Below are 17881 nucleotides of genomic sequence, written 5' to 3'. Positions count from 1 at the left end.
CGAGAGGGACCGACCGGTACCAAGTTCTTTGAAGTGAACTTATCAAGCGTCCTGTGGGGCGCTTCATTAAGACCACTGAGGAGAAAAAGCCATGGCAATTAAAAAGGCGCCGTATAGCGCCAAGGTAAAAATGTGGCTCCCTACCATGACCGCTGATCTCGAGGGCGGTTTGAGGGGCTGCGCTGTTGAAATGTTCCGTTATCTCCCTGCCGCCCAACGCGTAAAAGCTCTACACGACATGCAAAAAGCGCACGAAGAGATGTCCGAGCGCGAAGCGCAGAAACAAGCCTCCGCCGAATAAGGATCACCGCACCATGAAATCCCTACATTTCATCCATTCAGGCGTCAGCGGCTGCGCTGAAGTGTCTGGCGCCACCGTGTTCGTGCGCTATGCCGGCGCCGGTTTCCACCTGTCGGCCGCCAAAGACGGCCTGCGCAAGAAGATCATGGCCGAGCTGGCAAAAGCCGGGCTGCTGCCGAAAACCATCCGATCGTGAGGGCATGCACAATGGATATAAAAGCCACTGTAGCAGCGATGGCTCGATTAGGACTGACAGTAAATGTCCAGCCAACCGGCCACCCTGACTACATTCGCGGGTTTGTGAAAGACGGAACTGTCTCCCTGGGCCGGATCACCTTCTTTGAAGGCAAATACTCCCACGTTAAATGGTATCTCGGCGACTACGGGAAAATTTGCGACTTCGATAAAATTGCCTATGGGTGGGCCTATCTGCTTTCAACAGGGAAAACCCTGACGGACGACCGATGGAAACAGCTTCTTGCGGAGGCCGAGAAGCTATCCGACGAAGATTATCAGCGGAAAGTTGATTGGCGGCGCCAGAACCCAACTCCTATCAATCGCGAAGGGAAACAGCGCAGCCGCGGAAAGCTGCAACGAGACACAACGCGTAAATTCCTGCGCCAATTGCTGTTAACTGCTTGAGCCCTGAATCGTCCATTGCTGTGTGTGTAGTCTTTGCCCCGCTCGCCGGGGCTTTTTTCTATCTGAAAGCGCATCCGGTTAACCGCTATGCCTCGCCCGCTGGCGGCGGGTGCGCTCCCCGATAGCAAAAGGAGCCTTCCCCATGAATTCCTTGAAACAGATGCAACACCGTCACCGCGTGACTGGTGCGGATTTTCACACCCCGAAAACGCGCGGCCTGCTGTACCCGCTGGTTTTGCTGTGCGTTGCCTTTTTCATCCTCCACTTAGCGAGATAGCAGAATGCAAATCACTACCTATAAGGGTTTCAAGCAAGACCTCACCTGCCGCGGCTTTCAGTTCGAGATGGGCAAAACGTTCGAGCACAAAGGCAAGGTGGAAGCATGCTCAGGCGGCTTCCACTCCTGCGAATACCCGCTCGACTGCTTCAGCTACTACCCGCCAGCGGAAAGCCGTTACGCCGAGACCATCGCCACCGGTGAGGTCAGTCGTGAAGATGGCGGCGACAGCAAGATCGCCAGCGCCACTATCACAATTAAGGCGGAAATATCCATGCACCAAATGGTGACCCGCGCGATTGAGTGGATCTGGAGCAAGGTTGACAAGTCGTTAGAACAGACCAACACCGGCTACCGCTCGGCGGCCAGCAACACCGGCGACTACTCGGCGGCCAGCAACACCGGCTACCAGTCGGCGGCCAGCAACACCGGCGACTACTCGGCGGCCAGCAACACCGGCTACCGCTCGGCGGCCAGCAACACCGGCTACCAGTCGGCGGCCAGCAACACCGGCAACCGCTCGGCGGCCAGCAACACCGGCGACTACTCGGCGGCCAGCAACACCGGCGACTACTCGGCGGCCAGCAACACCGGCTACCGCTCGGCGGCCAGCAACACCGGCTACCGCTCGGCGGCCAGCAACACCGGCKACCASTCGGCGGCCAGCAACACCGGCTACCAGTCGGCGGCCAGCAACACCGGCGACTACTCGGCGGCCAGCAACACCGGCTACCGCTCGGCGGCCAGCAACACCGGCGACTACTCGGCGGCCAGCAACACCGGCAACCGCTCGGCGGCCGAGGTAAGCGGATCTCACTCCGTCGCCGCCGCCTTCGGCATCGAAGGAAAAGCCCGCGCATCCGAAAACAGCGCGCTTGTTCTCTGCTATCGCAACGATGAAGGCGAACTTATCCACATCCGTGCCAGCAAGGTGGGCGAAAACGGCATCAAGCCAAACACCTGGTACACCCTGAACGAAAACGGCCAGTTTGAAGAAATTGAGGAGTAATCAATGAGCCTGGAATCAAATCTCGAATTAAACAACAAGCTGCTCACTCGGCAGAACGAACTGGCCGAACGGCAAAACACGCTGCTGGCGCAGCTGGTTAGCGCCTTCTCCAGCGGCAAAACCTTCACCGCGGACACCCCGCACCAGCCAAAAGCCGAAACGCCTGTCGATAAGAAAGACAGCGCAGGGCCGTTCTACCTGCGACGCACCACCGACGGCGCGTTAAATCAGGTGGGCACCGAGTCGGCACGCGACAGCATGCTTTCCGATGGTTATGTCGAAATCGGCAAAGCGCAGTTCCAGCAGTTGAAGGCAGAAGCCGAAAAAACACAGGTCAAGCCGGTTACCCTGGAAGACCAGCCGCTGCCGGTCGCTGTGGCGCTGGCCGTTATCTATGGCGCTAAACCGGCGGCGGAGCTCACATCTGAAATGGTGGAATACGCCACCCACTTTGTGGAAACGACGGACGGCAAAGAGCGTGACGCGCAGATCGACGCGCAGATCGACGCGCTGACGATGGCGCTGAAAGGCGTTGACCGCGCGACCAAACTGCACGGTGCTGGCGTGTTCGACCTCGCCCTGCAGATGGTTGAGCATTGGGACGCGCTGCCGGGCATCACCGAGCGCCGCGCCTACGCCGACCTGCTGCTGGACACCACGAAAGAGAAGCGCGCCGACGTGAAGCCTGCCAAGCCGAAGGCATCGGCCAAAGGCAAAAACACCGAGACGGTAACCACTACCGCCGGGGCCGAAGCGCCGGACGCTGCCGCGCTGCTGGATAAGGGCAAACAGCTGATCATCCAGAAAATCGCACCGAAGGCGCCGGCGGACCTGCGCAAAACGCTGGATCTGTTCGGCCTGAAAAAACTCACCGACTGCCCGGAAGAAAAACTGCCAGACGTTGTGGCGGCGCTGGAGCAGTTGGCCGAATCCCTGGAGGCGTGATTCATGCCTGAGCAACATGTACGACTCAGCCCCTCAGGGGCTGAAAAATGGATGAACTGCGCCGGCAGCCTGGCGATGGAAGCCGGACTGGTTGACGAAGGTTCCGAGTTCGCGCTGGAGGGGACTGCAGCGCACGCGCTGGCGGAGATCGTCCTGCGCAACCGGCTGGACCCGACGCTGGCAGGCATTGAGCTCCAGGGCGGCCAGAACGCCACCGACTACATCGGCACCTATCCGCTGGCAAAAGGTGAAGGCAGCGCCGGGCCGCAGGTCACTGACGACATGGCCGAGTTCGTGCAGCGCTATGTCGATACGGTATGGGCGCTGGCCGACGGCAACAGCCTGCTGGTTGAACAGCGCGTCGATTTCTCTGATGTGGTCGGCGTACCTGAGCAGTTCGGCACCGCCGACGCCGTCATCATCACCCCTACCGAGCTGCAGGTGCACGATCTGAAGTTCGGACGCGGCGTGAAGGTGGACGCGGTGAACAACAAGCAGCTGCAGCTATACGCCCTCGGCGCGCTGGAGCAGTTCGGAATGCTGCAGGACTTCGAAACCGTCCGCATGTTCATTCACCAGCCGCGGATCGGCAACGAATCAGAATGGGCGATCAGCGTCGAGGAACTGCGTGCGTTTGGCGAACAGGCGCGCGAGGCCGCCGCCGCTGCCATCGTCACGGCGAACATTGCCGAGTGCGAAGGCCTCGACACGCTGCCGGCCGACGTATTCAACCCGGGCGAAAAACAATGTCGCTGGTGCAAAGCGGCCGGCGGCCTGTGCAAAGCCGAAGCGCAGCATCACCTCGACACGATGGCTGGCGACTTCGTCGACCTCACCCAGCCGCTGGCGCCGCAGCTGGCCACCGCCGGGCAGCGCGTCGCGGTGCTGACACCAGAAGAACTGGCCGCGCTCTACCAAAACGTGGACGCGATCGAAAGCTTCTGCAAAGGCCTGCGTGGGCGCGTCAACAGCGAACTGGCCGCCGGACACGCTGTGCCGGGGTTCAAACTGGTGGAAGGCAAGCAAGGTAACCGTGCCTGGAGTGATGAAGAGGCCGCGCGCGCATTGCTGAAAGACACCTTCCGCTACAAGAACGAGGAAGTGTTCGACTTCAAGCTGATCAGCCCAACCAAGGCCGAGAAGCTGATCAAGAAGGAGAAGCCGCGCCGCTGGACGAAAGTTGAAGCACTGATCACCCGCGCCGATGGCAAGCCCGCCGTCGCCCCCGAATCCGATCCGCGCCCTGCGCTGGTCATTAATCACGAAAACGACTTTGAAAACGTGGACGCCGTCGAGGCAGCCGCGGAATTTATCTGAGGAGAACACCCTATGAAAGTGAAATTGAACAACGTCCGCCTGGCCTTCCCTGCTCTGTTCGAACCAAAAGCCGTTAACGGCGAAGGCGATCCGCGCTTCTCCGCCGCATTCATCTTCGACCCTAAACACCCTGCGGTCGCCGAGATCGAGAAGGCAATCGAAGCTGTGGCGAAGGAAAAATGGGGCGCTAAGGCCGACGGCGTGCTGAAAACGTTGCGCTCTACCCTGAAAGTCTGCCTGCACGACGGCGACGAGAAAGCCGAATACGAAGGCTATCCGGGCAACAAGTTCGTCTCAGCCTCTAACAAAGCGCGGCCGCGCGTGGTAGATCGTGACAACTCCATCCTGGTGCAGGCCGACGGCCGCCCTTACGCCGGCTGCTATGTCAACGCAGTGATCGACATCTGGGCACAGGACAACAACTTCGGCAAACGCATCAACGCCTCCCTGGGCGGTGTGCAGTTCCTGCGTGATGGCGACGCCTTTGCGGGCGGCGGTGTCGCCGGCGAAGACGACTTCGACAATATCGAAGAAGGCACCGACGCGGGCGAGTTCGTTTAACCCTTCACTCCCCCGGCCGCGCGCCGGGGGCGGAGTTCTCCCGAATGCGAATTTATTTATCGGTATTGCTGATCGTGGCAATGGCCGCGGCCGTCTACGGCTTCGTCGTGCCGTCGCTGATTTCAGCGCGCTTCTCTTTTGCGGTGCTGCTCGGTTTCGCGATCGGCGCCCTGTTCCCCGCTGTGGTCGCCTTTGTGGCCTACCGGCTTTTGTACCTCCCTATCACAAGGAAATTTAAGCGATGAAGAAAATCATTATGGCTGCTGTGCTGGCGCTGTCCGCCCTGGCCCTCACCGGCTGCGAGCGCGCCACTGTGCCGGCGGGCTATGTCGGCGTGAAGGTTGACCTGTATGGCGACACCAAAGGCGTACAGCAGCAGGAAGTTGGCGTCGGCAAATACTGGCTGACCTGGAACGAGGAAATTTACCAGTTCCCGACCTTCAACCAGCTGCACGTCTACGATCAGCCGTTCAACTTCCAGACCAAAGACTCGATGAGCGTGTCGGCCAAAGTCGGCGTCGAGTATTACGTTGACCAGAGCAAGGTCTCGAAGGTGTTCCAGACCTACCGCAAGGGGGTTGAGGAGATCACCAGCGTCAACATCCGGCAGAACATCGCCGACGCGCTGATCAAAGACTCCGGCACGATGGACATCGGCACCCTGGCAGGCGAAGGCCGCACGCAGCTGCTGGATAATGTGACCAAAGCTGTTAAGGCCAAGCTCGACCCGATCGGCATCATCATCGTGAAGCTGAGCTGGACCGACGATCTGAAGTATCCGCAGCAGGTTACCGACTCCATCAACGCCAAGATCGAGGCCACACAGAAAACGCTGCTGCGCGAGAACGAGATCGCCCAGACCAAAGCCGAAGCCCAGAAAACCATTGAGGCAGCGCGCGGTGAAGCGGAATCCAACGTGTTGCGCGCCAAGGCAGAATCCGAAGCGATCACCGTGAAAGCCAAGGCAGAAGCCGACGCTATCGCGCTGCGCGCCGAAGCGCTTCGCAAAAACCCTGAAGTGCTGCAGCTGGAAGCGATCGGCAAGTGGAACGGCGAATTGCCGCAGTACATGACCAGCGGCGCCAGCGCGCCATTTATCCAGGTCAAATAATCCCTCCGCCCGGCCCCGCGCCGGGTGTTTTGGAGAGCGGGCGATCGCCTGCTGCCCAAAGCATCGCATAGGAGAAAATTATGAGCGAGATTTGGAAGCCCGTTAAGGGTTACGAAGAGCGCTACGAGGTTAGCGATCTTGGCCGAGTACGCAGCATAGCTTTCATGCAACGCTATTTACTCCGCACTGGCGTTGAAGCTTTTCGCCAAACAAAGCCGAAAATCATAGCGCAGCAGACCACCAACAGCGGCTATGCACTGGTCCATCTGCATATGAACGGGCACCGCGAAGCCAAAACGGTGCACAGTCTTGTGGCGAAAGTCTTTTTGGAAGGTGCCAGCGAAACAGTTAACCACATTAACGGGAATAAGCTGGATAACCGATTGATAAACCTAGAATGGGCTACCTATCGGGAAAACCATCGGCATGCTGTCGCTACAGGATTAAACCGACAGGCGATACAGGTACTGCACCCAGTCACAGGTGAGATTTACCCATCAATTAGCCAAGCGGCGAAAGCCAGTGGCGTAAACCATAGGACGGCGGCAACATGGAAACGACTTTAGAACCGCTGTTCGCGGACTTAGAAACCTTCAGCCCGACGCCGATCAACTGTGGCACGCATCGCTACGCCGAAAACGCCGAGGTCATGCTATTCGCCTGGGCGATCGGCGATGGCCCGATCAACGTGTGGGACCTAACCACCGGCGCCCCTATGCCGGTTGCCCTCCGCAAAGCGTTGAACGACCCTCGAGTCATGACGGTATGGCACAACGGCGGCATGTTCGACACCGTTGTGCTGCAACATGCTATGGGTGTCGACATCCCGCTGGAGCGTCAGCACGATACGTTGGTGCAGGCGCTGGCGCACGGGCTCCCCGGTTCGCTCGGCCAACTGTGCGAAATATTCAACGTGCCGACCGACCAGTCCAAAGACAAAGCCGGTAAACAGTTGATTCAGCTCTTCTGCAAGGAGCGCCCGAAGAACAGCAAGATCAGGCGCGCAACGCGAGATACTCACCCGATAGAATGGCAGCGCTTCGTCGAGTACGCCGGTTCAGATATTGCCGCAATGCGCTTACTTTACAAACAAATGCCGCGCTGGAATCTCAACGCCTTTGAAACTGCGCTATGGCGCCTGGATCAGCGCATCAACCGCCGCGGTATGTGCATGGATATGGTGCTGGCTGAAAGCGCACTGGCGGCAGTGGACGCTGAGCAGATGCGTTTGGCCGAGCTGACGCAGGAAAAGACCGACGGCGAAGTGCAGGCGGCCACGCAGCGCGACGCCATGCTGCGCCATATTGCAGAGTCGTTCGGCATCTTTCTACCTGATATGCAGAAAAGCACGCTCGAACGCCGTATTAACGACCCCGACCTGCCTGTGGCGCTGCGCGAGTTGCTGGCGGTTCGTCTGGCATCGTGCACGACCAGCACCAGTAAATATAAAGCCCTGCTCAAATCCGTCAGCAGCGACGGTCGTCTACGTGGAACCAAACAGTTCTGTGGCGCCAGCCGGACCGGGCGCTGGGCCGGCCGGCTTTTTCAGCCGGACAACCTCCCACGCCCAACGCTGGATCAGGAACAAATCGATCAGGGCATCGAGGCACTGAAACTCGGCGTCGCCGATCTGGTGTTCGACAACATAATGGAATTGACAAGCTCTGCGCTACGCGGCTGCATCATGGCGCCGCCAGGTAAAAAGCTGGTCGTCAGCGACCTGTCGAACATCGAGGGCCGGTTCCTCGCTTGGCTGGCCGGTGAGGAGTGGAAACTGCAGGCGTTCCGAGATTACGACAACGTTATCGGCACCGACGAGAACGGCGAACCAATACGCGCCGGCCATGACCTCTACAAACTGGCCTATGCCCGCGCGTTCAACATGACGCCCGAGGACGTCGATAAGGCGATGCGCCAGATCGGCAAGGTGATGGAACTGGGGCTGGGGTTTGGTGGCGGCGTGGCGGCATTCGTGACGTTCGCCTTGGTATACGGCCTCGACCTCGAAGATCTGGCCGATGCCGCGCTGCCGAACATCCCGATCGCCATCCAGCGAGAGGCGCAAAATTGGTGGCAGGCGTCGGTTAAGCAGAAAAAAACCTATGGCCTGTCCGAACGCGTGTTCATCACATGCGACTCACTGAAGCGCCTGTGGCGCAACGCACACCCCGAAACGGTCAGCCTGTGGTCAGAACTCGAGAACGCCGTGCGCCGCGCCATCGCGCAACCGGGTAAGCAGTTCAACTGCCGGCGGTTGAAGGTACGCAAAGACGGCTCCTGGCTGCGCATCGCTCTCCCATCTGGCCGCGTCGTCTGCTACCCCGGCGCCGCCATCGTCAAAGGCGATATCACTTACATGGGCGTTAACCCCTACTCGCGCAAATGGCAGCGCCTCAAAACCTACGGCGGGAAACTGGTGGAAAACGTCACCCAGGCCGGCGCACGCGATGTCCTGGCCGGCAACATGCCGGCTATCGAGGCTAGGGGATACGAGATCGTGCTGACCGTGCACGATGAAGTGATCACCGAGGCGCCGGACAGGGATTTCTACTTCCACGACCAGCTAAGCCGGCTGCTCGCCACTAACCCCGCATGGGCGCCAGATCTGCCGCTAAACGCGGGTGGGTTTGAGGCCTATCACTATCGGAAGGACTAATTCGATGACTGAAAGTTTCGCCATAATCCTGCGCGTTACCGATGGAGCTATTGAAGAATCTGCGCTGGTTTTCCGCTTGGGAGAGTTAGCGTCCAAAGTACAGCTCCCCTGTGATGTTACAGCGATTATTTCTCAACTTCTCCCCGACAGTGCCATCCCGACAGCAAGCACAGTGTGGCCCACTGAAGTCGAGTTTTTGTTCTCCCAGTGTGGCGCTGAACTACTGCCAAATCATCTGCAGCACAAACTGCGCCACCATATAAACCGCTTGAAGCTGGAAGGTTCGCCGGAACAGGCAATCATCCAGACAGCAAAAACGTTAACTGCAGCGATGAGGGCAGCTTCATGACCCGAGAACTAATAATCGATAATTTCGCCGGCGGTGGTGGTGCGAGCACAGGTATTGAGCTTGCGACAGGCCGCAGCGTAGACATCGCGATTAACCATGACGTTAACGCGATCGCGATGCACACCACCAATCACCCAGAAACGCTGCATTACTGCGAATCAGTGTTTGATATTGACCCGGTGGCCGCGACCGCCGGCCGCTCGGTAGGTTTGGCGTGGTTCAGCCCCGATTGCCGGCATTTCAGTAAAGCCAAGGGCAGCGCGCCGGTTAAAAAAGAGATCCGCGGACTGGCTTGGATAGTCATTCGCTGGGCACTGCGCACCCGGTTCCGCTGCGGTTATCTCGAAAATGTTGAAGAGTTCAAGACCTGGGGGCCACTGGTTGCCGATGCTGACGGCAATGAACGGCCGTGCTCAGCGCGGTCAGGGGAGACGTTTCAGGCATTCGTCGCGATGCTTTCGAATGGCATCAGGGCAAATCACCCGGCGCTGTCTGAATGCTGCGAAACCCTGGGTATTGAGACAGGTAGCGATGACCATCAGCGCCTGATTCATGGGCTGGGCTATGCCGTGGATTTTCGAGAGCTGCGGGCATGCGATTACGGCGCACCAACTATCCGCAAGCGTTTTTTCATGGTGATGCGCTGTGATAGTAAACCTGTCGTGTGGCCAGAGCCAACACATGGCGATCCGGAATCGCTGGAAGTGCAAAGCGGTAAGTTGAAGCCCTGGCGCACGGCCGCAGAGTGCATCGATTGGTCTATCCCATGCCCGAGCATTTTTGAGCGCAAGCGCCCGCTGGCCGAAAATACACTGCGCCGCATCGCGCGAGGTCTGCAGCGTTTTGTTCTGGACTCTCCAGCACCGTTCATTGTGAAGTGCAACCACACCAGCACGAAGACAATTTACGATTGTTTCCGAGGTCAATCGCTGGGTGAACCGCTTCAGACCATAACAAAAACTCACGGTTATGCCCTGGTGGCGCCCCACATCACCAAATTCCGCACCGGTGCCACTGGGCAGGAGTGCGATGAACCGATCTCTACCATTACGGCTGGTAGCTCCGATCGCCCTGGTGGTAATGGTCATGCGCTGGGAATGGTTGAGGCAACGCTGACGCCATTCATCGCCGGTGCTGGAGGCTCAGAATATCAGGGTAAACCTCGCGTTGTGGATCAGCCGCTGCACACGGTTCTCAAAGAATCACATGCGGCCTTGGTTACGCCATACATCGCGCGTATCGGGCAGACTGGATTTGGCGGCGATCGCATGTCGTATGGTGCGAAGGATCCACTGACTACTGTCACAAGCAAAGCGGAACACTTGCTGGTGGCGCCGGTTATCGCCCGTCAATTTGGCGCCAGCGTTGGTCATGGCGCTGATGAACCGAGCGGCACGGTCACCGCTGGCGGTGGCGGGAAAAGCCAACTGGTATCAGCGTTTTTGGCGAAACACTACGGTGGTAATTACACCGGCGCTGGTACCGGACTCGATGAACCGACACACACCGTAACGACTACAGATCACCACGCACTCGTATCCTCGCACCTGGTCAAGCTACGCGGAACCTGCAAAGACGGTCAGGCCGTGACGGAGCCAATGCCGACGATTACTGCCGGCGGCCTGCATATTGGTGAAGTGCGGGCCTTTCTGCTGAAGTATTACGGCAACGAGAAAGAAGGAGTAGCCCTCAATGCCCCACTCCACACGGTGACAACGAATGACCGTTTTGGACTGGTGACCGTCGCTGGCGTCGATTATCAGATCGTCGATATTGGTATGCGCATGCTCCAGCCCCACGAACTCTACGCTGCACAAGGTTTTCCGGGCTGGTACATCATTGACCAAGACTACCGCGGCGTAAAATATGCGAAAGATAAGCAGGTAGCGCGTTGCGGCAATGCGGTACCTCCGCCGTTCGCCGAAGCCCTTGTGCGGGCAAACCAGCCGGAGCTATGCGCAACTGTCGCTGCTCAGGAGGCGGCAGCATGACCTACATCCGCGAATCAACGATCGAGCGGCATCTGGTGAAGCAGGTTAAAGCCGCCGGCGGCGCCGCCTATAAATTTACATCACCCGGGCGTCGCAGCGTGCCCGATCGCCTGGTGCTGCTCCCCGGCGGCCGGGCGGTGTTTGTCGAGTGCAAAGCACCTGGCGAACAGCCGAGGCCTGATCAGGTGCGCGAGCACAACCGGCTCCGCGCGCTGGGCTTCGATGTGGTGGTTTTGGACAGTAAGAATCTGGAGGGGATATTGTGAAAGGCTCAAACATTCTCAACTGGACACGGCGCGCCACCTGGTGCGCCGTTTTTGCATTCTGCGCCAGCTTCTGGCTTGGCGTTTTCGGCCTGGTGCTGATCGCTATTGCTGAGTGGGCGCAATGAGCGGCCGCGTATTCACCCCTCGCCCCTACCAAAATCTAATTATCGACCACGCGCTGCGGGTGCCCCGTTCCAACGTCTGGGCTGGCATGGGGATGGGAAAAACGGTGGGCACACTCAGCAGCTTGGAGGCACTCTACTGCTCCGGTGAAGAGACGCAGCCGACGCTCGTTCTGGCGCCGCTACGCGTGGCAGCCAGCACGTGGCCGGACGAGGTCGCAAAATGGGGCCACCTGCGCAACATTGAAATGCAGCCGATCGTTGGCACGGCCAAAGAGCGCGCCGCGGCGCTGCTCAACAGCAACGCCAGCGTGTTCACCACCAATTACGACAACCTAGTTTGGCTTGTTGAGCAGCTCGGCGGCCGCTGGCCGTTCGGCACGGTGATCGCCGACGAGAGCACCCGTCTGAAATCGTTCCGGCTGCGGCAAGGCGGTAAGCGTGCCGCGGCGCTGGCCAAGGTGGCGCACAAGCACGTGCACCGCTGGGTAAATCTCACCGGCACGCCGGCGCCGAACGGCCTGATCGACCTGTGGGGCCAGGCATGGTTCGTTGACCGCGGCGAGCGGCTGGGACGCACCTTCGGCGCGTTTACCTCGCGCTGGTTCAACAGCATTCAGTTCCCAGGGCAGCAGTGGTCAAAACTGGAGCCGTGGCCGCACGCGCAGGAGCAGATGCAGGCAGCGCTCGCCGACGTGACGATTTCCCTTGATGCCGCCGACTGGTTCGACATCGACGAACCCATCCACAACGTGATCCGCGTTGAACTGCCGCCAAGGGCGCGCCAGCAATACCACGACATGGAAAAAGAAATGTTCCTCGAGCTGAACGGCACCGACATCGAAGCGCTGAATGCCGCGGCCAAAACGGTGAAGTGTTTGCAGATCGCCAGCGGCGCCATCTACACCGACGACGCAGGCAGCTGGGCCGAAGTGCACGACGGCAAGCTGCAGGCGCTGGACAGCATCGTGGCCGAAGCCGGTGGCATGCCGGTGTTGGTTGCCTACCACTGGAAACACGACCTCGAGCGGCTGCTAAAGGCGTTTCCCAAAGGCCGCCAGCTCGACGCAGATCCGCAGACAATCCGCGACTGGAACGCCGGCAAGATACCGGTACTATTCGCGCACCCAGCCAGCGCTGGCCACGGCCTGAACCTGCAGGATGGCGGCAACATTCTCGTGTTCTTCTCGCACTGGTGGGATCTGGAACAGTACCAGCAAATCATCGAGCGCATCGGGCCGACGCGCCAGGCGCAAGCCGGCCACCGCCGGCCGGTGTGGATACACCACATCATCGCCGCCGATACCACCGACGAAATGGTGATGGAACGGCGCAATTCTAAACGTGAAGTGCAGGACATCCTGCTGGAAGCCATGAAAAAGAGAGGCATGTGATGGGCGAGAATCCGATCGTGTTCACGCGGGATATTCTGTCCCGCTATCAGATTTCAGAAAAGACGCTGTGGAAATGGCGAGACAAAGACCAATGTCCGAAGGGGTTTAAGTTACCTTTTCCGGCGCCGACGATCCCCGGCAGTCCAAACCGCTGGCGCCTTTCCGATGTGCTGACCTGGGAAGACGCCAACAGCGCAAAGTAAGTTACCCTGTAACCCCTTTCACATACTCCTCCCACACTGCCAACCAATGCCGCTGATCGTCCATGTAATCGTGCAGATTGTAATGCGCCATCGTCCCTGTCATCAGGTGGCCAAGAATCTTCTCGATTACGTGCGGTGGCGCGCCCTGTTCTGACAATTTTGTCGCCAGCGTTCTGCGCAGGTCATGCATCGACCACGGCTTCATCCCGGTGCCTTCAAACACGCGCCGAGTGTAGTTTGCGGCAACCTGTGGCTGAACAGGCCTATCAAACTCTTTCCCAGGCATGGCCCGCTGTGAGGTAACCACATGGCGGGTATTCACCTTTTCGCGATGGGCCAAAAGCAACGCTTTTGCCAGCGGCGGCAGCGCGCGGCGGACCGCCACTCCGGTCTTATACTCTTCTTTCGGCACCGTCCAGGTGTCATCCTCAAAATCAAACCAGTCCCAGCACGCCCGGCGGATCTCAGCAGTTCGGCACCCGGTCAGCAGCATAAACCGGATAATCAGGCGCGCCTCGTCGGTCTGGTGGTCATCCAACCACTGCCAGGTTTGCCGAATCTCGCGATCTGCCAGATAGCGTTTTTTACGCGTCGGTGCTGTGCCTACGTCACGCGGCCCCAGCCCTCCCAACGGATTCGCCGCGATATACCCCCGATTGACGCAAAACTTGAACGCGCGTTTACACAGCGATGTCATGTAGTTGGCCATGACGCTGCTATCGATAGAGTCCAGCACCTCCAGCCAGTGCATCCGGGCAGTTGACTCCATCCGCAGTTCGCCCAGCTTGGGTTTGATATGCTTGCGGTACACCTGCAGGTAATAGTCGATCTTAACCGAACCATTCGGCCGGCAGTATTTGTCGATCCAGTAGTTGAAGGCTTCGTCCACCGTCGGCGAAGCGTTGCGGGAAAGGCGCTCTAAACGAATTTTTTCGCGAGGGTCGAAGCCCTCCGTCAACCAACCGCGCAGCACCTGGCGCCGCTCGCGCGCCTGTGCGATAGTCATCGCAGGGTATTCGCCGATCGATAGCTGCACAGGCTCTTTCACCCACCGGTAGCGGTAGAAGAACGTAATTTTGCCGGCTTTGCTGATCCGGGCGTTCAGTCCGTGGCTATCTGAAATGATCTCTATCGCATCGCGTTTTTTACCCAGCGATTTTTTCAGCTTCGTGTCTGTCAACATAGGGGGTTGGCTCATGTTTTTATGTACGCATTAGTGTACACAAAATTAAAGCCTTGCAAATAAATCGAGGGTAAAAACTTAGAGATGAAAGGTAATGATTTGTCCTATCAAGCCAGATACAACGGGACTTAAAAGGTAAAAACGTGAAAGGTGGGTACTGAAGGGTAAACCTGCCAGAATACTTTTCAAACAGGTGTTCTGACCTCATTAGCTGACCGGGAGCGGCGCACCGTTCCCGGATCAATGCGTGCTCTCGCCCGCTCCCGTCGGTAGAAAAAATGCCTTCCCTCCAGGGGCTGTCGCACCGCCCGCCTATACTCTCCTGAACCAGCGGCATCGCCGCGTACTCCGGGAGATCGACCGATGCGACTCGATGTTCACGCTCACCTGTGGAGCACTGAGTATCTGGATCTTTTGCAATCTCATGGCCTGCACGAAGTCGCCGCCTATCGGCAATTGGGCGCCGGCCGCAGCGATCGCGAGCTGGCAGCCCGCTTCGCTCTGCTGGACAGCGTCGGCATCGACATGCAAATCTTGTCGGCGACGCCGCTGTCGCCGCACCTGAAAGACGAGCAGGCTGCCGTTGATGCCGCGCGCCGGATCAACGATGAATATGCGGAGCTGGCAGCGCGTTATCCCGCCCGCTTCCGGGCCATCGCTTCCTTGCCGCTGCCGCATATCGACGCTGCGTTACGCGAGCTGGACAGAGCCTTGACCCAGCTCGGCATGCTGGGCGCGTGTATCACCACCTCGGTGCTCGGGCTGTCTATCGCCAACCCACTGTTCGAGCCGCTCTATCAGGAACTCAACCGTCGCCGCAGCGTGCTGGCCATTCATCCCGCTGGCCGCGGCGCGCACTCGCCGCTCATCGCCGATTACGCTTTAACCTGGTCGATCGGCGCGCCGATCGAAGACACGGTCGCCGCCATGCACTTTATCCTCAACGGCATCCCCCAACGCTTTGCGGAAATGAAAATCATTGTGCCACACCTGGGCGGCCTGCTGCCGATGACACTGGAACGCCTCGACCAAACCGTCGCGTGGGAAGCGCCGAATACGCCGGAACCCCCGAGCCGCGCCGCCCTGCGCATGTGGTACGACACGGTAGGCCACGATCAGGTGCCCGCGTTGCAAGCGGCGGCAGCGACGTTCGGCACAGAGCGGCTGTTGTTCGGCACCGATTTCCCGTTCCAGCCGGGCGAACTGTTTCAAACCACGGTGGACTACGTCCGGCGCGCGGGATTGCCGGAGGAAGACGTGAACGCCATTTTGGATCGCAATGCGGCTGCGCTGTTTGGGCTGGGTGCGGACTGAAGATCCGTCCTCATTCAGTAACGGGCAGGAGACTCCATTCCGGCCCCGGATTTCGGTTAGCTCAAGTGGGCTTTATACGGTTCTTTCACGTTGTGCTTCACGCAGGCCAGCGACAGCCGCGCAAAACGCTGCGTCCTCAATGTCGCACATCCCCCGTAATAACGGGATGTGCGACATGTCGTGAACCGGTCAATGTTGGGAAACTGCGTCAGACCTGTCGCAGGTAAACATCCGTAATGCGCAGGTCAAAGTTGCTTTTCATTTCGGTGACGTCAATAAGCAAGAAAGCGTGCGTAGCCCAGTCCGGCGCTCGCTCGAAGGCGGGAGGCTGCGTAGGATAACCCTGCATTTGGCCTGGGATGATAACGCTCTTCAGATCGGATTCATTGCCGCTAAATTGATAGGTGTAAACGTGACCGGTTTGCTGCTTGAGAATTTGGGGTTCCACGTCTTGTTGCGGACCATATTCGCGCAGCTTCGCCCATAGGATTTTGACCTGGCAGCGTTGCCCATCACCCGCGTAAGTGTTGGCGCGAACATGGTGAATAACGCTGCCGTAACCTTTCAGGCTGATGGTTCCCAGCACCGCCTGGAACACACCATTACCAGCGGCCGCGTTGCGCCCCAATGAAACGAAACCGGCCTGGCGAATAAGGCTGAAATTGGTGCTGTTAGTCGTACCCCACCCGTAGCGAGATTTGCGCACCGTATTAACGCCTCCCGGCGGCAGAACCCAAACTTCCTCAGTCCATTTGTCGCTACCGTTGCTATACGTCGTGCCATCCAGCCAATTGTCCTGTACGGCGGTATCGGTTCGCACCTGAGTTAACAGATAAGGCCAGGCGATAGGCAATTGCGTATTACGCAAAGAGACAGAGCCCGTGCCATCAATCCAACCACTGACGTTGGAGTCACCACCTTGTTGCATCTGACCAATATTGACCTTATCAAAGACCACTCGCGCCAAATCACCCACATAGAATGGGTTAGAGGTTGTCGGATAGGCCGTTGGGCTACCGCCGGCTTTGAAGGTAAACAGACCGCCGATAACGTTGACTTTGCAACTTTTGGCATCCGGGATGTTCAGGATATAATTTTGCGGGCCATAGCCTTCAACGTGACAATCGCGGAAAATATGTTGCCCCCCCTCGATATGCATATACTTTCCGACATGGCTGGAGGAGGTTTGCGACCCGTTTTTACCATAAATGTAATCGAAGGAACAGTTGAAGAAATAGCTGTAGCCCCCCTGTAATTTCACACCGCAATTGCTCTGAGCGAAAATGCAGCTGTGGAAATTCATTTCTTCACCGGAGTTGGAAGTATTGTCGGGGAAGTAATAGCAAATGTCGCAGTGATTGAAACTAAAGCCATACATACGCAGGAAGTAGAAATCGGTAGTGCCGGTTATGCCATAGGCAAAACCTTCGATCCCACCCCCGATAAAGGTCAACGAATTGCGACCATAGCTAGCCGAGAGCGAAGTAGAAAACGTCATGCCATCGACAAATGAATTGGCGCCAGGGCCAATCATACGCAAATTTTTCACGCTGAGATTGCCCTGGGTATAACCGGCGTTGTTTTGCCATTGAATCGCGATTTTACGTTCGGTGGCGTTGCCCTGTGTCATGGCGCTAAAATCCAGCAAGGCGCCGGAGAAATCGTAATCGACGGTTTTCAAATCCAGCTTTAGCGTTTCCGTACATTTAAATTGCCCGCTCCCGAACTGCAGATTCCCGTTTTTCAATACGCGTGAACCGCTGGATACAGCCTGCGAACTGGCATAATCGTGAGCGGCTTGAATGGCAGCGGCATCTTCTGAAATACCGTCACCTTTCGCACCGAACATATAAGGCGACACCGTGCCGGCAACGTCCAGGACGCGCACCCACAACCAAGCGGCGTTGGGGCGGATGAACATCCCGCCATCATCCATCGGTGTCGATTGTGCTTTGGCGACGAAGATACCGCCGCCGAGAGGCTGACGATTGCCGGCATTCCAATCGCCATAGTATGCGGTCACGGCGATCAATTCGCCGACTGCGCCAGGAAGAGTGTTTCGTAACGTAGCGATATCAGGGCAGGTATTCATCATATTATCCTCATAGGGTTACTGTATTTATATACAGCCATATAACTCTATGAACGAATGAACCGTGCATCAATAGCGGGAGTGTTGTTCTATTGCCCACCGAACATACCGGTCTATTGGATGGCCTCCTTCTGCTCCTTTTATCCCC

20 protein-coding genes are annotated in these 17881 nt (G+C 58.2%); 18 read left to right on the top strand and 2 right to left on the bottom strand.

The annotated features are described in order from the left end of the window. Nucleotides 1–91 precede the first annotated feature (91 nt). The 17 genes from ACOWVD_RS03130 to ACOWVD_RS03050 all read left to right on the top strand — a co-directional run bounded on the left by ACOWVD_RS03130 (nucleotide 92) and on the right by ACOWVD_RS03050 (nucleotide 13144). The gene (locus ACOWVD_RS03130; RefSeq protein WP_421105425.1) at nucleotides 92–301 is read left to right on the top strand and encodes a hypothetical protein; all 210 of its coding nucleotides are present in this window, start codon (nucleotides 92–94) and stop codon (nucleotides 299–301) included. Between the two features lie 13 nt (nucleotides 302–314). Further along, entirely contained in the window at nucleotides 315–497 is a 183-nt protein-coding gene (locus tag ACOWVD_RS03125; RefSeq protein WP_049233412.1) for a hypothetical protein, read from the top strand. Between the two features lie 11 nt (nucleotides 498–508). Continuing rightward, nucleotides 509–943 carry a hypothetical protein gene (locus tag ACOWVD_RS03120; RefSeq protein WP_421105424.1) on the top strand — a complete coding sequence of 145 codons (435 nt, stop codon included), beginning with the start codon at nucleotides 509–511 and terminating at the stop codon, nucleotides 941–943. Between the two features lie 281 nt (nucleotides 944–1224). After that, nucleotides 1225–2229, top strand: coding sequence for a DUF7666 domain-containing protein (locus tag ACOWVD_RS03115; RefSeq protein WP_421105423.1), 1005 nt, complete (start codon nucleotides 1225–1227; stop codon nucleotides 2227–2229). Nucleotides 2230–2232: 3 nt separating this feature from the next. Beyond that, a complete protein-coding gene (locus ACOWVD_RS03110) occupies nucleotides 2233–3174 on the top strand; it encodes a hypothetical protein (RefSeq protein WP_421105422.1) in 942 nt (313 codons plus the stop codon). Between the two features lie 3 nt (nucleotides 3175–3177). Further along, complete coding sequence (locus ACOWVD_RS03105; protein WP_421105421.1) at nucleotides 3178–4491, top strand: DUF2800 domain-containing protein; 1314 nt, start codon at nucleotides 3178–3180, stop codon at nucleotides 4489–4491. A gap of 12 nt (nucleotides 4492–4503) precedes the next feature. Next, complete coding sequence (locus tag ACOWVD_RS03100; protein WP_049273057.1) at nucleotides 4504–5052, top strand: DUF2815 family protein; 549 nt, start codon at nucleotides 4504–4506, stop codon at nucleotides 5050–5052. A gap of 44 nt (nucleotides 5053–5096) precedes the next feature. Further along, nucleotides 5097–5297 (top strand): hypothetical protein, encoded by a 201-nt coding sequence (locus ACOWVD_RS03095; protein ID WP_319861142.1) that lies wholly within the window; start codon nucleotides 5097–5099, stop codon nucleotides 5295–5297. After that, the gene (locus ACOWVD_RS03090) at nucleotides 5294–6163 is read left to right on the top strand and encodes an SPFH domain-containing protein (RefSeq protein WP_046687203.1); all 870 of its coding nucleotides are present in this window, start codon (nucleotides 5294–5296) and stop codon (nucleotides 6161–6163) included. Before ACOWVD_RS03095 ends, ACOWVD_RS03090 begins: the two co-directional genes overlap by 4 nt. An 80-nt stretch (nucleotides 6164–6243) precedes the next feature. Further along, complete coding sequence (locus tag ACOWVD_RS03085; protein WP_421105420.1) at nucleotides 6244–6729, top strand: NUMOD4 domain-containing protein; 486 nt, start codon at nucleotides 6244–6246, stop codon at nucleotides 6727–6729. After that, the gene (locus ACOWVD_RS03080) at nucleotides 6714–8819 is read left to right on the top strand and encodes a DNA polymerase I (RefSeq protein ID WP_421105419.1); all 2106 of its coding nucleotides are present in this window, start codon (nucleotides 6714–6716) and stop codon (nucleotides 8817–8819) included. The genes ACOWVD_RS03085 and ACOWVD_RS03080 overlap by 16 nt, the downstream gene beginning before the upstream one ends. Before the next feature lie 4 nt (nucleotides 8820–8823). Next, on the top strand, nucleotides 8824–9168 hold the full coding sequence (locus tag ACOWVD_RS03075; protein WP_421105418.1) for a hypothetical protein: 345 nt from the start codon (nucleotides 8824–8826) through the stop codon (nucleotides 9166–9168). Continuing rightward, nucleotides 9165–11159 (top strand): DNA cytosine methyltransferase, encoded by a 1995-nt coding sequence (locus tag ACOWVD_RS03070; protein WP_421105417.1) that lies wholly within the window; start codon nucleotides 9165–9167, stop codon nucleotides 11157–11159. The genes ACOWVD_RS03075 and ACOWVD_RS03070 overlap by 4 nt, the downstream gene beginning before the upstream one ends. Beyond that, a complete protein-coding gene (locus ACOWVD_RS03065; RefSeq protein ID WP_421105416.1) occupies nucleotides 11156–11425 on the top strand; it encodes a VRR-NUC domain-containing protein in 270 nt (89 codons plus the stop codon). Before ACOWVD_RS03070 ends, ACOWVD_RS03065 begins: the two co-directional genes overlap by 4 nt. After that, the gene (locus tag ACOWVD_RS03060) at nucleotides 11422–11550 is read left to right on the top strand and encodes a hypothetical protein (protein ID WP_275585100.1); all 129 of its coding nucleotides are present in this window, start codon (nucleotides 11422–11424) and stop codon (nucleotides 11548–11550) included. The genes ACOWVD_RS03065 and ACOWVD_RS03060 overlap by 4 nt, the downstream gene beginning before the upstream one ends. Beyond that, a complete protein-coding gene (locus ACOWVD_RS03055; protein ID WP_421105415.1) occupies nucleotides 11547–12941 on the top strand; it encodes an SNF2-related protein in 1395 nt (464 codons plus the stop codon). Before ACOWVD_RS03060 ends, ACOWVD_RS03055 begins: the two co-directional genes overlap by 4 nt. Next, nucleotides 12941–13144, top strand: coding sequence for a helix-turn-helix transcriptional regulator (locus tag ACOWVD_RS03050; protein WP_046687211.1), 204 nt, complete (start codon nucleotides 12941–12943; stop codon nucleotides 13142–13144). Before ACOWVD_RS03055 ends, ACOWVD_RS03050 begins: the two co-directional genes overlap by 1 nt. A 1-nt stretch (nucleotide 13145) precedes the next feature. Here the strand turns inward: ACOWVD_RS03050 and ACOWVD_RS03045 are convergent, their stop codons facing one another. Further along, nucleotides 13146–14327, bottom strand: a complete 1182-nt coding sequence (locus ACOWVD_RS03045) for a tyrosine-type recombinase/integrase (RefSeq protein WP_421105414.1) — start codon at nucleotides 14325–14327, stop codon at nucleotides 13146–13148. A 363-nt stretch (nucleotides 14328–14690) separates the two neighbouring features. On the opposite strand from ACOWVD_RS03045, the gene ACOWVD_RS03040 reads away from it, so the two are divergent. Next, nucleotides 14691–15641, top strand: coding sequence for an amidohydrolase family protein (locus ACOWVD_RS03040; protein ID WP_421105413.1), 951 nt, complete (start codon nucleotides 14691–14693; stop codon nucleotides 15639–15641). Nucleotides 15642–15849: 208 nt separating this feature from the next. On the opposite strand, the gene ACOWVD_RS03035 is transcribed toward ACOWVD_RS03040, so the two are convergent. Further along, nucleotides 15850–17736 carry a hypothetical protein gene (locus ACOWVD_RS03035; RefSeq protein WP_421105412.1) on the bottom strand — a complete coding sequence of 629 codons (1887 nt, stop codon included), beginning with the start codon at nucleotides 17734–17736 and terminating at the stop codon, nucleotides 15850–15852. Nucleotides 17737–17881 lie beyond the last annotated feature (145 nt).

The sequence above is a fragment of the Serratia sp. SA088 genome (genome assembly GCF_049065515.1).
GTDB lineage: Bacteria > Pseudomonadota > Gammaproteobacteria > Enterobacterales > Enterobacteriaceae > Serratia > Serratia nematodiphila.
This window is presented reverse-complemented; position numbering and strand designations above follow the sequence as displayed.